Annotated in this window: 14 protein-coding genes and 1 other RNA gene; 10 read left to right on the top strand and 5 right to left on the bottom strand. The window is 40.6% G+C overall.

Annotated elements, in window-relative coordinates:
- Positions 1-382 precede the first annotated feature (382 nt).
- The gene (locus ACMX3D_RS28075) at positions 383-2,980 is read right to left on the bottom strand and encodes a M1 family aminopeptidase (RefSeq protein ID WP_482749048.1); all 2,598 of its coding nucleotides are present in this window, start codon (positions 2,978-2,980) and stop codon (positions 383-385) included.
- Positions 2,981-3,430: 450 nt separating this feature from the next.
- Here ACMX3D_RS28075 and ACMX3D_RS28080 point away from each other — a divergent pair, with 450 nt between their 5' ends.
- From ACMX3D_RS28080 to ACMX3D_RS28095, 4 genes are all read left to right on the top strand, one after another.
- The gene (locus tag ACMX3D_RS28080; protein WP_482749049.1) at positions 3,431-5,119 is read left to right on the top strand and encodes a DUF3352 domain-containing protein; all 1,689 of its coding nucleotides are present in this window, start codon (positions 3,431-3,433) and stop codon (positions 5,117-5,119) included.
- A 471-nt stretch (positions 5,120-5,590) separates the two neighbouring features.
- A complete protein-coding gene (locus ACMX3D_RS28085; protein WP_482749050.1) occupies positions 5,591-6,511 on the top strand; it encodes a class I SAM-dependent methyltransferase in 921 nt (306 codons plus the stop codon).
- A complete protein-coding gene (locus tag ACMX3D_RS28090; RefSeq protein ID WP_482749051.1) occupies positions 6,504-7,451 on the top strand; it encodes a PrsW family intramembrane metalloprotease in 948 nt (315 codons plus the stop codon). The genes ACMX3D_RS28085 and ACMX3D_RS28090 overlap by 8 nt, the downstream gene beginning before the upstream one ends.
- 112 nt (positions 7,452-7,563) lie before the next feature.
- Positions 7,564-7,947, top strand: a complete 384-nt coding sequence (locus ACMX3D_RS28095; RefSeq protein ID WP_482749052.1) for a DUF6632 domain-containing protein — start codon at positions 7,564-7,566, stop codon at positions 7,945-7,947.
- 217 nt (positions 7,948-8,164) lie between these two features.
- On the opposite strand, the gene ACMX3D_RS28100 is transcribed toward ACMX3D_RS28095, so the two are convergent.
- From ACMX3D_RS28100 to hemF, 3 genes are all read right to left on the bottom strand, one after another.
- On the bottom strand, positions 8,165-9,298 hold the full coding sequence (locus tag ACMX3D_RS28100) for an ISAs1 family transposase (RefSeq protein WP_482747696.1): 1,134 nt from the start codon (positions 9,296-9,298) through the stop codon (positions 8,165-8,167).
- A 293-nt stretch (positions 9,299-9,591) separates the two neighbouring features.
- The gene (locus ACMX3D_RS28105) at positions 9,592-10,464 is read right to left on the bottom strand and encodes an acyl-CoA desaturase (protein WP_482749053.1); all 873 of its coding nucleotides are present in this window, start codon (positions 10,462-10,464) and stop codon (positions 9,592-9,594) included.
- 176 nt (positions 10,465-10,640) lie between these two features.
- Complete coding sequence (gene hemF / locus ACMX3D_RS28110) at positions 10,641-11,738, bottom strand: oxygen-dependent coproporphyrinogen oxidase (protein WP_482749054.1); 1,098 nt, start codon at positions 11,736-11,738, stop codon at positions 10,641-10,643.
- A 265-nt stretch (positions 11,739-12,003) separates the two neighbouring features.
- Here hemF and acsF point away from each other — a divergent pair, with 265 nt between their 5' ends.
- The gene (gene acsF, locus ACMX3D_RS28115; RefSeq protein ID WP_482749055.1) at positions 12,004-13,059 is read left to right on the top strand and encodes a magnesium-protoporphyrin IX monomethyl ester (oxidative) cyclase; all 1,056 of its coding nucleotides are present in this window, start codon (positions 12,004-12,006) and stop codon (positions 13,057-13,059) included.
- Between the two features lie 51 nt (positions 13,060-13,110).
- Here the strand turns inward: acsF and hetL are convergent, their stop codons facing one another.
- Positions 13,111-13,824: a heterocyst differentiation pentapeptide repeat protein HetL gene (gene hetL / locus ACMX3D_RS28120; protein WP_482749056.1), complete on the bottom strand. Its 714-nt coding sequence runs from the start codon at positions 13,822-13,824 to the stop codon at positions 13,111-13,113.
- Between the two features lie 306 nt (positions 13,825-14,130).
- On the opposite strand from hetL, the gene ACMX3D_RS28125 reads away from it, so the two are divergent.
- The 5 genes from ACMX3D_RS28125 (at position 14,131) to queF (ending at position 16,003) form a co-directional block, all read left to right on the top strand.
- Positions 14,131-14,397, top strand: a complete 267-nt coding sequence (locus ACMX3D_RS28125; RefSeq protein WP_482749057.1) for a YciI family protein — start codon at positions 14,131-14,133, stop codon at positions 14,395-14,397.
- A 37-nt stretch (positions 14,398-14,434) separates the two neighbouring features.
- Positions 14,435-14,531: signal recognition particle sRNA small type (gene ffs, locus ACMX3D_RS28130), an RNA gene on the top strand.
- Between the two features lie 25 nt (positions 14,532-14,556).
- The gene (locus ACMX3D_RS28135; RefSeq protein WP_482749058.1) at positions 14,557-14,940 is read left to right on the top strand and encodes a phasin family protein; all 384 of its coding nucleotides are present in this window, start codon (positions 14,557-14,559) and stop codon (positions 14,938-14,940) included.
- 162 nt (positions 14,941-15,102) lie between these two features.
- On the top strand, positions 15,103-15,498 hold the full coding sequence (locus ACMX3D_RS28140) for a hypothetical protein (protein WP_482749059.1): 396 nt from the start codon (positions 15,103-15,105) through the stop codon (positions 15,496-15,498).
- Between the two features lie 106 nt (positions 15,499-15,604).
- Positions 15,605-16,003 (top strand): preQ(1) synthase, encoded by a 399-nt coding sequence (gene queF / locus ACMX3D_RS28145; protein WP_482749060.1) that lies wholly within the window; start codon positions 15,605-15,607, stop codon positions 16,001-16,003.
- Positions 16,004-16,135: the final 132 nt, after the last annotated feature.

Consider the following 16,135-nt stretch of genomic DNA (forward strand, 5'->3'; position numbering starts at 1 on the left):
ATTAAACTTTAACTTTTTTCGGGTATACACACGGCTATAAAAGCCTACAGTCCTACCTAAATTTTTTATCTTTTTCTTAATTATACTTTATAAAAGTACAAAAAATCCCCGTAAATAAGGCAAAAAACAACCTGGTAATAGTTAAAAATTTGTTAAGAAGACTTTTTTCAAGCGATACTTTATGCATAATGCGGTGCTTCTCATTTAAGCGACTTGTCTAAAAACTCAAGCGATCGCACTACCCTACTAGTGGTTCTCGTCAGTATTTGTACTCATCAATCATTCTATCTGACGAGGAACCAAGCTCTTAATATTAAAAAGGTGCGTGAAATTTTATTCACGCACGCTACTGGAATAAAAGGATTAAATTAGTGCATTAACACTATGAATCCGATTTTTTAGATTTCGCCTCCAAATCTTCTAAGCGACTTTTGAGTTCTTGGTTTTGTTTTTTGAGTTGGTCAAGTTCTTCGCGTAACTGACGCAGGGCGGTTTCTGGGCCGATATGCTTTTGGACATTGGCAATTTCTTCGTCAGCATAGCGGCGTACCCGGCCATCTGGGGTTTGGTCGGAAAGCGATCGCAAAATTCCAATCGCTTTTGGTGTTTCCATTTGTCCCAAGGCTGCAACTACCGCCATTTGGGTTAAGAAGAAGGTTTCTTTGGTGAGTTCTGCTAATCTGTCTAAAATCCGTTCTAGATTCACTGGTGTTTGACCAACGGAAATTTTACCTAAAGCCCGGATTGCTGCTAAACGTAATGCTTGGGGAACTCCAGGTTTGGTGTATTCCAGGAGTAAATTTAAAGCTGCTTCTGAGGTTTTGAGTTCAGCTAAACCAGCAACAGCACCACTACGGACGACTTCATTCCAGCCTGCTTTTTCTTCTAAAACCGACTTTAGCAGCTTGATGACTTTTTCTTCCTTGGGCTTGTCATCTAGATTAGCAGTTGTGATCGCTCCAATTGCACGGGCGGCGGCGGCTTCTACATAATAACTGCGATCGCCTTCTTGAACGACCTCTTTCACAGCCTTATAGCTGTCATAGGTTTTGATTGTCGCCAATGCAGTCACTACAGCACGGCGCACATAAGGATTTTTATCTTTTAACCCTGCAACTAACCCATCAAAAGCTTGATCTAATTTGACTTCTGCTAGTTGTTTCGCTACTTCTACCCGCACACCCCAAAATGGTTCTTTTTCCAGTGAAGCTGATAGGGCTTTGGTCGCTTCTAAACCACCTTTTTTCGCTAAAGCACCCGCTGCATAAATGCGGGAAAGTGGGTCAGGGTCAAATTCTAACTGTGCTTTTAATTCTGGAACGGGATATTCCAAAGTGACCGTTTTCAAGAAATGATTTCCAACATCAAAGCTAATAAAATCAGGCTTGGCTGACAGTGGGAAGTAGAAGCTTTGTTCGTGTTCATGTACTCGGACTGTAAAAGTTGTCAGCTTTGCAGGTTCTCCCTTCTGTACAAAGCCGAAACCGATGGGGATTTTTAGGTCAAATAGATTTTTACTGCTATTTTTATCAGCTTGGGTTTGGGTAACTGTGACCTTGGCTAAATTTGCATCACCATCCCAAGAGTAAGCCACTTTAAAATCAGGATGACCGCCACGATAAACGTATTGGTCGAATAAAAACGCCAAATTGCGTCCGGTTGCTTTATCAATGGCGCGGAGTAAGTCTACTGTTTCGACAGTTTTATGAGCATTATCTTGCACAAATGTTTGAATGGCTTGCCAAAATAATTCTTCTCCTAATTCCGCCCGAATCATGTGATAAACACAAGACCCTTTTTCGTAGATGTGACGGTCATAAAGTTCAATGGCTTCGCGGTAAACATGAGTTACCATTGGTCTGCGATAGCGGCTACTATCCTCGCTTAAATAACTCCGCGCTTCTAATAAACGATAATATGCAGCTTCTTCGGCACTATATTCATGTTCTGTCCACATGACTTCTGAATAAGAAGCCATACCTTCTTTAATCCAAGCATGAGACCAGTGCTTAATCACTAGCAAATCGCCAAACCACTGATGCGCCAGTTCGTGAACAACTAAACTTTCGGTGTTGCGGTTATCGTAAGCGGCGCGGTCATCTAAAAGACAACGGTCTGTTAATAAGGTGGTGGAAGTATTTTCCATCCCACCAAAGATAAAGTCATCAACGCAAACTTGGGCATATTTGGGAAAAGGATATGGATAACCATACTTTTCGCTCAAAAATTCAATCATGCGGGGAGTTTTGCCCATGCTGCGTTTAGCATCTGCTTCCCGGCCTTTTTCTACGTAGTAGGTAACGGGTTTACTTTTCCATTCATCTCGTATTTCGGCAAAGTCACCGACAGCCAGAGTCATCAAGTAAGTGGGATGAACTTGCTGCTGTGACCAATGATAGATTTTGTCAGAACCTTCTTCAGTAGTGTCAATTAATTCGCCGTTGGAAATGGCTACTAATGGTTTGGGAACTCGGACGCGAATTTCTGATGTCGAGAGTTGTCCAGGATAGTCAAAGCAGGGAAACCAAAAGCGGGAGTCTTCGTCTTCTCCTTGAGTCCAGACTTGGGTTGGTTTGTGGGGATAGTGTTTGTCTGGTTGGATAAAGTATATACCGCGTTGGGGTTTTTCTGCTGCGTAGGCGATCGCAATCAATATCCTTTTACCAATTTCTGTGGGTTGAGAAAGCTTGATAGAAAGCTGTTCGCCATCATAGTCAAACGTTTGCGCCACCTCATCTACTTGCACAGACTGGATATTTAAATTGACTGCATCCAGGGTCAAACGGTCAATCCCGCTGCGAATTGGTAACAGGCGAATACTGCAATTACCGTGATAACTTTGCTTGGGGATATCTAAATGCAAGTCGAGAAAAATATGCTCTACTTGTCCAGGGCGATCTGGATTATAGTGTGGTCTAGCTCCTGGTAACTCAAAAGATTTGTGTCCGTTATTATCTGTATCAAAATAGGAATGTGTCATTGATGCTGACTGACCTTTTAATCCTAAAAAATCTGAGTAAGTTTACGAGATTAACACTATTGGTTGTGTTTGGAAATCCAAAAAGCGGATAGGTAATATGCAATTTTTGCAATTTTTTGGTAGATTCTCATGAACCTTCCGTAGGGTGTGTAGATATTTTTGAGGAATTGTCATTGAGTACAAATACTCTGCAAATTTTCTTATTAGCTTAGGATAGCTTGCCTCTTTCCTACAAGCTATCTCTCAAGATGAATAACCTAGCATTTACGGATTTTGCTTTCATCACATTGAAGTATTTCTTTGGAGTTCTTTTTGCTGCTTGTGTGTAGATTTACTCAGTTTAACAGCGACAACCGAAGAAATAGTGAAGTTAATGGATAAATCCGAGAACTCAACAATGACGTTTTTACTAACCTCGGTAAAAATCTGAGGAAAATGAGGACAGTAACAATGCCTGAACGTAAGTCAAAGTTTTTAGTTCCTGCTATTGGTGCAGCTGTAGCTGTGGCAGGAGGTGTAGCGGTATATACTTATTTTTTAAAGGGGCCTGCTGGAGATATTTCTGGGGCTGTAGGTAGTGCTAAATTAGTGCCTGCATCAGCATTGATGGCTACTTATGTCTCTACTGATGCACAAGCTTGGGCAAAATTGCAGCAGTTCGGCACACCAGAAGCTCAAAAGTTACTCACAAAAAGTCTAGAAGACCTTAACAAAGATATGTTTAAAGGCAGTGAGATCTCTTATGAAAAAGATATCAAGCCTTGGATTGGTGGTGTAATGATTGCAGTATTACCACCAAACAAAGTTAAACCTGCTCAGTTACAATCTCCTGCTAATAAAGAAAATCCCTCACCGACATTACAGCAAGAAACAAGTATTCTTATGGTGGTAGGGATCAAAGATAAACTTAGCGCTTTAAATTTTGCAAATAAATTGAAAAATCAAAAAGGTGTAAAAAGTCAAGAAATTGACTATAAAGGTGAAAAGATTACAGAAACTATCGAAAATGGTAAACCGACATATAGTTTAGTTGTAAATAATAGTTATTTGCTATTAGCTCCAGAAAAACAATCTGTCGAAAAAGCAATTGATACTTATAAAGGTCAAGCTTCTTTTGTGAGTAAAGAAGACGCTAATAATCTTCTCAGCAAGAGTGTAAATCTGCAAAACACCTTGGCGCAAATTTACGTACCAGACTACGCAGGTATGGTACAGCAATTAGCAGCAGCTAGTCCCCAGGGCAAAACATTACCACCACAAACCTTGTCACAGTTGAAACAGGTAAAATCAATGGTGGCTGGTGTTGGTGTGGATGATGTGGGAGTGCGAGTCAAAGCGATCGCTAACTTAGATCCGCAATTAAACAAATTTCAGTATCAAAATACACCAGCTAAAATATTGGCGCAATTTCCTAGCGAAACCTTCGCGCTGATCAGTGGTAATGGTATCAGTCGCGGCTGGCAAACACTAGTAGAACAGTCAAAAGACTATCCCGAAGTTCAGCAAACACTGCAACAAGTACGCGGACAGTTAAAATTCGTCGATATTGATTTAGATAAAGAAATTTTTGGCTGGATGGATGGGGAATTTGGCGTTGGTGCAATTCCATCTAATCAAGGCGTGTTGGCGAGTGTGGGTTTTGGCGGTGCATTTGTTTTTGATACAAGCGATCGCAAAACCGCCGAAGCCACCTTTACTAAACTTGATAACCTAGCCAAAGCCCAAAGAATTAACATTGCTAAAAGAAATATTGGCGGTAAAGATGTTACTGAATGGCAAATACCCCAACAAGGCGCATTATTATCTCACGGATGGTTAGATCAAGATACCGTCTTTTTGGCAGTTGGTGGCCCTGTGGCTGATGCGTTAGCAGCATCTAAGTCTCCATCTCTTGATCAAAGCGACACCTTTAAAGCTGTCACAGGTTCATTACAACAGCCTAACGGCGGCTACTTCTATTTAGATATGGATAAAACTGTATCTTTAGTTAATCGTTTTGCAGCCCAAGGTAGACCGATTCCCCCAGATGCTAATGCTCTTTTAAGTTCTATTCGTGGTTTTGCTGCAACTGCAACTAGCCCCGACAAATCTACTAGTCAATTAGAAATGTTGTTGGCTTTGAAACCGAGTAAAAAATAGAGATTGAGTATGAGGGATTGAGAAAGAGTTTTTTCATACTCAATCTCTCATATCTCATATAAGATCGCTTTCTTTCTCATCTAGTTCAATGATTCTCTTTGGAAATAAAGCCGCTACGCTAAATAAATTCCGGGCGATCGCACTACAATTTAAGAAAATTAAACATAGCTAGAGTTTCTTCAATCAGAAAGCGTAACTGAGGATTTTGACGCACCATGCGCTTAAAAGCACGCAGGGATTTTGGACTCCAGGCAATTTCTCTCAAGCATCCAACTCCGCTAGAAAATCCTTCACAGAACCGTATTTGATTCTGCCTTCTGCAACCTCTTGGCGAACTTCAAAAAATGATTCTGAATTCTAAGTACCCTTTTGAGACGGCTGACTAAATCTTCACGCAACTTAATCTATTGCTAGACTCGCTTGCAAAAATTATGTCATAAGTAAAAAAGGCTGTTAAATGCAAATCAACTTATGACCGCTGCTGTACAAAACTCTCCTAACTTGGCTGTTCACTTGGTAAATGGAATTCTGGCAATCAAGCCGTTAGCCAACCTCGCCAAGCACCAAGCCCGGCAAATGATGATTAAACGCGCTGAAAAAATTGGTGTGCCTTGGACAAAAACAGTAGAGAAACTACAAGAGCGTGATTGGTCAGCAGATTTAGCTCAAGTACAAAATCCTCAGCTTACCTACCCAGATTATTACACTACCTCATTTCATGCCTACGACAATGGCAATCTTAGCTGGTTGGCGGCGTTTGAAGTAGAACCTGCTGCCCATGCTGTTCACGCTAAGATTTGGCCTGGTGCTGAGGCCGAAGGCGATCGCCAACTCCGCAAAAGTTATCATGATATTCTCAAACCCTTTCTATCTCAAGAACCACGAGACATTCTTGATGTCGGATGTAGTGTGGGATTAAGTACCTTTGCCTTGCAGCAAGTTTATCCCCAAGCCAAAATCACAGGCTTAGATTTATCTCCCTATTTCTTGGCTGTTGCTAACTACCGCACCCAGCAGCGTCAAGCTAATATCAATTGGCTTCATGCCGCAGCAGAATCGACAGGGCTACCAGATGCATCATTTGATTTGGTTTCCATGTTCCTCATCTGCCACGAATTACCCCAAGTCCCAACCCGCCAAATTTTTGCGGAAGCACGGCGGTTGTTGCGTCCAGGTGGTCACTTGGCAATCATGGACATGAATCCTAAATCGGAAATTTACAAGAAAATGCCTCCCTACATTTTGACACTGCTCAAGAGTACTGAACCATATTTAGACGAGTACTTTGCTTTGGATATTGAGCAAGCATTAGTGGAAGCAGGTTTCCAAACTCCCACTATCACTAGCAATAGCCCCCGTCACCGGACTGTAATTGCACAGGTGCGTGGATAATTTAGCTTTACTGCTGTGGGCAGCAATTCCTCCACTGTTATTTTTGGGTTATTACTATTACCGTGTCACTTTTGCTCCGGCTTTACCGCGCTTACTGTTATTTTTTATTGCCGGAGCAATTTCTGGTGGTCTGGCCCTCGCTTTAGAATGGGCATTTGAAATTGCATTTAACTCGATTGTAAATTGGCAGCAAATTGGGCGATCGCTTTTTGGTGTAGCCTTACGCCAACTTGTAGAAATTGGCCCAATCGAAGAAGGCTGCAAGTTAATCGCAGTTATTCTTCCAACAATTTACCTCCAACGCAGGTATCGACTACGTGCAAGTAGCATTTTGCTGTTCACTATCGCTGTGGCTTTAGGATTTACTGCTGAAGAAAACTGGATTTACTTTTACCACGGTACAGCATCCTTTCTTGAGCGTAGTATCGGTACGCCAGTTCATGCTTTGTTTTCTGCGCCTTGGGGTTATGCTTTGGGAATTTATCTGGCCTCGACTATACGATTACTTCGAGACAGAAAATTGATTTTTATAGCTTTTATCAATTCTATTATCTGTCATGCTTTGGTGAATCTTTTATCTATTGCTTGGCGTTATCCAGCCCCAGTAAACTTCCTTAGCTATAGTTTATTTCCCTTTTTTTTGTGGATGTTTTGGCGACTGGAACAATTACTGCGCAAAGTGCAAAGAAAACATCCAATTAATTTAATTTCTGGTCAAACACCCCAGCATCGTTATTGGCAAAGAGGCTTAGTATTATTTGCACTTATTTTAGGTGGCAATTCTATTTTTGGAATGTTTCTTTTAGCCAGAATTCTCAGCCCTTTGAGTTGGCAGCAGCTTTTTTATCCGCGTATTTTGCAGTTTATACTCAGTCGTTTTTTACTTAATCTCTTTTTTGCAAGTTTGGCATATTTGATTTATCTATATTTACGAAATTAATCTTAATTAAAATTATTTTTTTGAATCCAATTGGATGCAAAGTATACTATGCTTTATTTGGCAAAAAATTTAAGCATTTTTTATAATTTAACTGCATAAAACGTAGAGAATTATGAGTGGACAACAAAAAGTATTGCAAGCCGCTATTGTTAGCTGGGCATTTATGGGATTATTGGGGATACCAATTCTAGTTTTCTTAGACCCCTTTAATGGCTGGAAATGGAAACCTCATAATGAAATTTATGAGCAGATGATTGTTAGCATCTACATAGCGATCGGGATTTTCAGTGTTCTGTCAATTAAAGATCCTCTCAAGAATGCCAGTTTTTTGTGGTTTGTTGTTTGGTCTAGTATGACTCATGGAAGTGTTATGTTATTTCATGCGTTACACACGCAAATCCACCGAGGTCATCTTTTAGGAGATGTCTGGATATTATTGGGGGGTTTGGGATTGGCTATTCCTTTATGGGCAGGGAAAACGCACCTTATTTCCTAACAAAAACTAATAAGGATTTCAAAATCATTTTCATAAGTGCAAAACTTGACCAAAATATAAATAGAACAAATCGATTTTTTTGCTAACAAGTAAATTAGCTTATCGCTAATGAAATAACTCTTGTTTAAAGATAAATTAGCTAACTATTCAGCTATAAATAAGTAAGCTTACCCTTAAAAATAAGCAACAATCTTAACCAAATTATTGACAAGCTAGTTTACGCTAAAGCTAAAACTCTTTCTAAATAGTTATTATCCATTGCTGCCAAAAACTGTTTATTTTTGATTCCCCGCTTCACACGTTTCTCTTTACCTAAAAGATTTACTGCTATCTGCCGCATCACTGCAAAATTTTGTGGAGCATTATCTTTCCTAATCCGGCAGTCATCTTCTTTTAAAGCTACATCTAATACCCAATGTAACGAATTTTCTATGCCCCAATGACTGCGAACACAATTAGCAAATTTTTTCGCATCATTCTCAAGACTGCTAATATAATAACGAGTCTCCACTGTTGTTTTACCATCTATTTGTCGAACAGACTCTACCATCCCAACACTTTTTAAGTTTGACCAAACTGAATCTGGGTCAAGCTGAGATTCAATTCCAGATAACATCACATAATTGCGGATTTCATCACGACCATGCCCCGTTTCTTCTGTTTTATATGTGCTATGGTGAAGCCCTTCAAACCCTGTGCTTATTCCTGTTCTTAATAGTTCTTCTACTAACTCATATAGATTACCCTGATTCTTTTTTAAGGTGATTACATAATCTGCGTTTTGTTGCGTAATTAACTTCACAATTTCTTTTTGGCAACCGATTGCATCAATTGTCACGATACAACCATTCAACTCTAAAACATTCAGTAGTTCTGGGATAGCTGTAATTTCATTAGATGCTTCGTTTACTTTTACCTGTCCCAACACTAATTTATTCGTAGTTGCCCATGCACTTACCATTTGAATCGCACTCTGACCACTACTTTTATCATAAGAACCACATAAAGTTTTACCGTCAATTGCTACAACTTCACCATTTGTTATCTTCTGAGTTGATTTTATCCAGTTTAAGAAACATGACTGAAATTGCTGTGGATTCAATTGTGCAAACACTCTTGCAAATGTATCGTGTGATGGTATTCCGTTTGGTAACTCCAAAAATGTTTTTAACCACTCATACTTTGTGCAGCCATACAATTCTATTGCCACCCAACTATCTGCTCCACAGATTACTGCACAAATCGCAATTGTCAAAATATCAATTAGCTTATGTAATCTTGTGCGGTCTACTCTTGGATCTGACATCTGTGCAAAATGGTCAGCTATTGTGATTTTGGGCTTGAGCTTCATCCAAACGTCAGTGTAGCGTGCTTTTTTTCTTGAGGATACTTTTTGACAATACCATACCGAGTTTATGTTCTGTATCCCTACTCTCTTCTCAACCGATCAGTTCTTATTGTTACTGATGGCTTACGGTTGTACTTCCAAGCCTCTTCTTTCGTTCTGTGCATCAATATTTAGATGCGTTTGCCCTGCCTTTATGGGTGGCTCAAGATAGTAATGAGCAATAAGGAAAACCAATATTGAATTGATTCTCCTTCGAGTTTATGCACTCGAAAGAGAATCTGTTTGAGTCCTAGATTTTAGCGATTCTTCGTGTGTCTGTTCACTATTACTTGAGCAGGTGGCAGGTTCACATCTTTTGCCAAACCGAGTATTTTCAATAATTCAATTGCCCACCAAGTCATGTCAATTTCCCACCAGCGCCATCCACACTTAGCTACATGAGGGTAGGCATGGTGATTATTATGCCAACCCTCGCCATAAGTAAGAATAGCTGCCCACCAGAGATTACGAGAATTATCATTACAGGCAAAACTGCGGTATCCCCACAAATGTGTGACTGAGTTAATCAACCAAGTTGTATGCCAAAGAATCACACATCTCAAAAACACACCATAGATCACAAATGACCAACCGCTTAGTGTATAAAGCAACAATGCAAAGGGAATTTGCAGTGATAAAAAGTAGCGATTGAGCCAACTGTAAAAGGGATCTCGCGCTAAGTCGGGAGCAAATTTCTGATAGCGCTCATATTCAAAGAATTCTGGAGAGGGATAAAAAATCCACAGCATATGACTCCACCAAAAACCTCTGCGGGCAGAGTAGGGATCTTTGTATTCATCTTCTGTGTAAGCATGATGCAAACGATGTCCAGCCACCCAGAAGATTGGGCCTCCTTGTAAAGATAGCGCACCCAAAATTGCGATCGCATACTCTAACCAGCGTGGTACTTTAAAGCTGCGGTGACTTAGTAGCCGATGATAGCCTAAACAAACTCCAATACTGCCAAATAGCCAGTGCAAAAACAAAGCTACACCCAATGCACTCCAAGAAAAAAACCAAGGAGATAGCAATGCTAGTACATGAATAGTAGTGAAAAATCCTACTGCTACCCAATCAAGCCGCAAAGACTGGGAGTTCTCTATCCAAGATTTTATTGGTTTAAATCTCACAAATACTCCTCAACAACCACAAGACAGTTATCAATCTCAAAATCTGGCGTTGCTGAATCAGAGTATGAATTGAAATTTCCGACGTGATTAAACAACGCTCCTTTGCGTCTTTGCGCGAAACAAAATTCATATTGTCAATCAGCAACGCCCAAAATCAAAGTGCTTATTTTATTGAGCTAAATACTGTAATCCAATTCTTTGATTTGTTTAGAATTTTGTTCTGTATTCCCATTCGTCCAATCTCTGGGCTGGAGAAAAACTTCAGTGAGTTCGGCTTCGGGTGTTCCTGGTTCTGGTTTGTAGCAATATTCCCATTGTGCTAAAGGTGGTAGAGACATCAGGATAGATTCTGTCCGTCCCTTGGTTTGCAGACCAAACACCGTTCCTCGGTCGTAGACTAAATTAAATTCGACGTAACGACCCCGACGGTAAAGTTGAAAATGACGCTGGCGATCGCTATACTCTGTTTCTTGTCGTCGTTCTACAATGGGTAGGTAAGCTGGTAAAAAAGCTTTTCCGCAAGACTGCACAAAAGCGAAGATATCTTCCCAATTACGTTCTACATTTCCTACTTTCTGGCTGTAAATTGCCGCTGGACTATCTGTTTGAGTGCCGACATAAAGTTGACCACTACCATCCTGATAGTCAAAGAAAATGCCGCCAATACCTCGCTGTTCTTGGCGATGCTGTAAATAAAAGTATTCATCACACCAGCGTTTAAAGGTTGGATAATACTCCCGATGGTGAACATCACAGGCATTTTTTAGCGTCTGATGAAAATGAACCGCATCCTCGGCAAAGGGATAGTAAGGCGTTAAATCAGCCCCACCACCAAACCACCAAATAGAACCTGCCTCAAAGTAGCGATAGTTAAGGTGTACTGTTGGAACGTAGGGATTACGAGGATGCAGCACCATTGAAGTTCCTGTGGCAAAAAAGTCTTTTCCAGCCGCTTCTGGACGTTGAGCCAAAATAGCTGGCGGTAAGCCTTTCCCCCAAACTGCGGAAAAGTTCACGCCACCTTGTTCAAACACTCGCCCTTCTCGAATTACGCGGGTACGTCCTTCTCCGCCTTCTTCTCTCTCCCAGTAATCTTGATGAAAGCGTGCTTCTCCGTCAAGTTGCTCTAATGCTGTGCAAATCTCATCCTGTAAGTTCTGCATGAATTGCTGCACTCGCTGCCGTGAATCTTTGGGTATTGTGTTGGTAGGTGATGTCAAAAATGTTGTGTGATGTGGAGATGCTTGCAGAGAGTTTTCAGAATAACGACCCATGTTCAACCTCTGAATATTTCAGTAAGTGTAATTACTTTCGTTCAATAACTTTATAGTTATGAATCGAATTTAATTCAGAGAAGTTTCAAAACTTAACAAATTATCTCAACTCTTGTTGCCAAAGCCTTTGTCCTTGCACCTTCTTGCCCCCAGTATCTGGGTTATATCCCATTTGACTGAAGGATTGTAAAGAGGTCTAGCCAAAGAATCCCATTTATCATAACTTGATAGCTATGAAACTATTTACTTGATTACCGCATTACACATGGTTAATACTCTACCCAAGCCAGGAATCAAAACCCCCAGCAAAGAAACTGTACTTACCCCCCGGTTTTATACAACAGATTTTGAAAAAGCCGCCAATCTGGATTTATCTGCTCAAGACACAGAATTGCAGGCGATGTTGGCAGAAATGCGAGCCGACTACAACCGCCACCACTTTGTTCGGGATGAAGCGTTTGAGCAGTCTTGGGAAAACATTGATGGTGAAGCGAGACAGGCGTTTATTGAGTATTTAGAACGCTCTTGCATTTCTGAATTTTCTGGGTTCTTGCTCTTCAAGGAATTATCTCGGAAGCTGAAAAACCGCAGTCCCCTACTAGCAGAGATATTTCAACTCATGGCGCGTGATGAAGCCCGCCACGCCGGATTTCTCAATAAAGCAATGGGTGATTTTAAACTGTCTCTAGATTTAGCCACTGTTACTAAAACTCGCACCTATACGTTTTTCCCAATTGAGTGGGTACTGTATACTGTTTACTTATCAGAAAAAATCGGCTATTGGCGTTACATCATTATTTACAGACATCTAGAACAGCACCCAGAAAACCAGTTTTACCCCATCTTCCGCTACTTTGAAAGCTGGTGTCAGGACGAAAATCGTCATGGAGATATATTCAAGGTGCTTTTACGTTCTCAACCGCAACTCTGGAACAATTGGAAAGCTAGACTGTGGAGTCGCTTTTTCTTATTGTCGGTATTTGCTACCCACACGATGACAGTTCATGAACGGGCTAATTTTTACAAGTCATTGGGACTAGATGCGACGGAATTTGATCGCCAAGTTGTGCAGAATACCAATGAAACAGCTGGACGAGCTTTTCCTGTGATGTTGAATACTGAACATCCGCAGTTTTTCCGTCGCTTGCAACGCTGTGCAGGTTACAACTTACAAATTGCAGAGATTGGGCGTAGTTCTGGGCTAAAATTTGTGAAGCTGATGCGTAAATTACCTTTGATTGTGGCCATTATTTGGAATTTAGTATTGCTTTACTTGATCAAACCTATTGATGCTGAAGCTTTGCGAGGAACAGTACATTAGCTTTGGCAGGCGATCGCATCTCAGCGTACAATAAAATGCGATCGCCTACATTCAATCATGAACTGTACCATCCGGCATGATTGCTCCTTGTAAATCGACATTTGTAAGAACTACCCCTGTTAAGTCTGCACCTAGTAAATTTGCTTTTCGCAGAATTGCACTATCGAGATTGGCATAACTCAAATCTGCACCTTGCAAACTAGCCTCACTTAAATCTGCGGCTAAGTTACCCCACTGTATTGTCTTACTCAGATTGGCTCGGCACAACTTGGCTTGATCTAATTTAGCGTGATGCAAAGAAATGGCTCTCAAATCAGCGTAACTCAAATCTGCTCCACTCAAAACTGCATATCCCAAATCTGTACGCTGATTAGAACTAGGACGTAAGTCTACTTGAAACAACAGCGAACGAGATAAGTTTGCACCATGTAAATTAGCACCACACAAACTTGATTTAATTAAGTTAGTTTCCTCTAAACGTGTCTTGACTAGTTTCGCACCTGTTAAATCAGCTTCTCGCAGAACTGCACGATATAAGTCTGCTTCACTCAAATCTATACCCCAAAGAATCGATTCACTCAAGTCTGCTTCTCTTAAACAGGCTTGGCTAAGATTAGTTTTACCCAGTCTTGTTTGACGCAAATCAGCATAACTAAAATCTGCACCTGTGAGGTTAGCATTTGTTAATTCTGCTTCTTGCAAATTAAGTTTTTGAAAGTTTCTTTTGCCAGCTGCATAGGATTTGAGAATTTCATTTATATTCATAAATCAATGTTATAAATTTTAAGTTCAACAAATTACTTTAAACTTTAATTGTAGGTAAATTGGTGGGAATCAAAATAACTAGGTTACGAAACGTAAATATGGCTCATAACCTTACCTCAGTCAAAAAATCTTAGAGACAACACCAATAGAAAACAGGCGTAGTGTTGGTGGGGAAGATTATGGCATACAGCAGATTTTAAGTGATGAAGTACACCATTGAGGACTCAAAGGTATATGGAGAGTTTGTGCTTATTCTGAATTTTGACTTCTGCTATAAGTGTTATGTAGTAAGAGGTTGGTAGCAAAATGCCGTGGTTTGTCAAGATAGAAGCAGGTAAAGTTGAGAAAACCATCTTTGATCAATATGTACCCGCCCATAAAGCCTATGTGCAGGAGTTAATAGCTAAAGGCCATAAAGCCAAAACAGGCTATTGGGCAAAGATGGGAGGAGGGATGTTACTGTTTGAAGCTGCTTCTATGGACGAAGCGCAAGCAATTATCGCTGGTGACCCCTTAGTAAAAAACGGCTGTGTAGACTACCAGCTTTACGAATGGAAAATTGTTGTCGAGTAGGACACACTTACAGACTTTTAGTGTTATTATTTTATTAGACCTGGATCTATGCGGCTGCAACGCCTAAACCTTGTCAGAACCGGAAGGTAGCAGCAATACGGGATGCTTGTAGTAGGCGTAGACTCCGGGTCGCCCTATTTTTAGGAGCGATCAGCAGCAATGCCTGGTTTTGGAGATATTGTACAAAAAGCTTTTTACCTCGGTGTTGGTTTAGCTTCTTACGCAGGTGAGAAAGCTGGAGGAAAATTAGCTGAACTGCGATCGCAAGTCCAAAAACTGGCAGATGAAATGGTAGCGCGGGGCGAAATGAACACCGAAGAAGCCCGCCGCTTTGTTGAGGATATGATGAAGCAAGCTCAACAGCCACAACCGCCTGCTGACACTACTGAAAAAACAACTCCTTCTGAACCTCGTCGCATCGAAATTTTAGAGGAAGATGAAGCGCCAACTGTAAAAGAGACCTCAACCGAAAATGTGGATGACTTGCGTGACCAAGTGCTAAAACTGCAAGAAGAGTTGAAAAGACTGCAACGCGACCAATAAACGAAACCGCAGTTTTTACCTTCAGCATCAGCAGTAAAAAGTACTGGGATTCACTGTGACACCCAAAAAGTTGACAACATACATTGCCTAGAATGTATTAAAGTACTTCATTTGGGTGGCACTCAGCATCCTAATTTTATAGCCAGCAAGAGCGTCAAATTTATGGAAGAATGGCAAAAAGATTTATTGGGAATCGTAGAAACAGTTGCAGAGGAAGTAGAACGCTTCTTTGAAGGAATTAATGACATGGTTGATAGCTTTTTTGACCTCACAGAAGAATTAACTGAGCAAGTACAAAATAACATTGCTGCTGAAGTAGAACAATACTTACAAGAAATATCTGCACCCTTCTTAGAAATGTATTGGGAATTAGAAGATGTGGTTTCAGATGCAGATCCGGGTTTTCCCTATGCAGTCGAAGCTACTCCAGAACAAAATGCAGCTTGCGTAGGTTGTACAAACTACCACGGTCAAGTTTATGGTGGTAACTTATTAGTCTGTGCCATGCACCCCCACGGCTGGGATGATCAAAACTGTCCCGACTGGGAACAAGAGTAAAAATCAGAGAAAGAACAGGAAAAAAGTTATTTAGCAAAAGCTATTGACTATTTACCTTTAACCCTTGACTATGGACTCTTGACCCTTGACTATGGACAAATAACTAATGACCAATGACGCATCAGAAGTAAAGTATGGCGAACGCAACATTGCGGAAGGTAATTTAATTACCTTTCCCAATCCGCGAGTGGGTAGGCGATATGATGTCAACATTACTTTGCCGGAATTTACTTGTAAATGTCCATTTTCCGGCTATCCTGACTTTGCCACAATTCATATTACATACATACCAGATGAACGGGTAGTCGAATTGAAAGCCCTCAAGCTTTACATTAACAGTTACCGCGATCGCTATATCTCTCACGAAGAATCTGCCAATCAAATTCTAGATGACATAGTAGCAGCTTGTGATCCTCTAGAAATTACTGTTAAAGCAGATTTCGCACCTCGTGGTAACGTGCATACAGTCATTGAAGTACGTCACCAAAAAGCATCAGCGAATTAACCTGTTAAAGGACAAGAATAAACGCATCTGTATTTAGATAGAACTTTCATACTAGTTTTAAAACAGAATGCTACAAATACAGAATGTAGGGGTGCAAGGTCTGCGCCCCTACGAATATATTGATATCTTGCT

This window comes from Anabaena sp. TISTR 8404 (assembly GCF_056847745.1).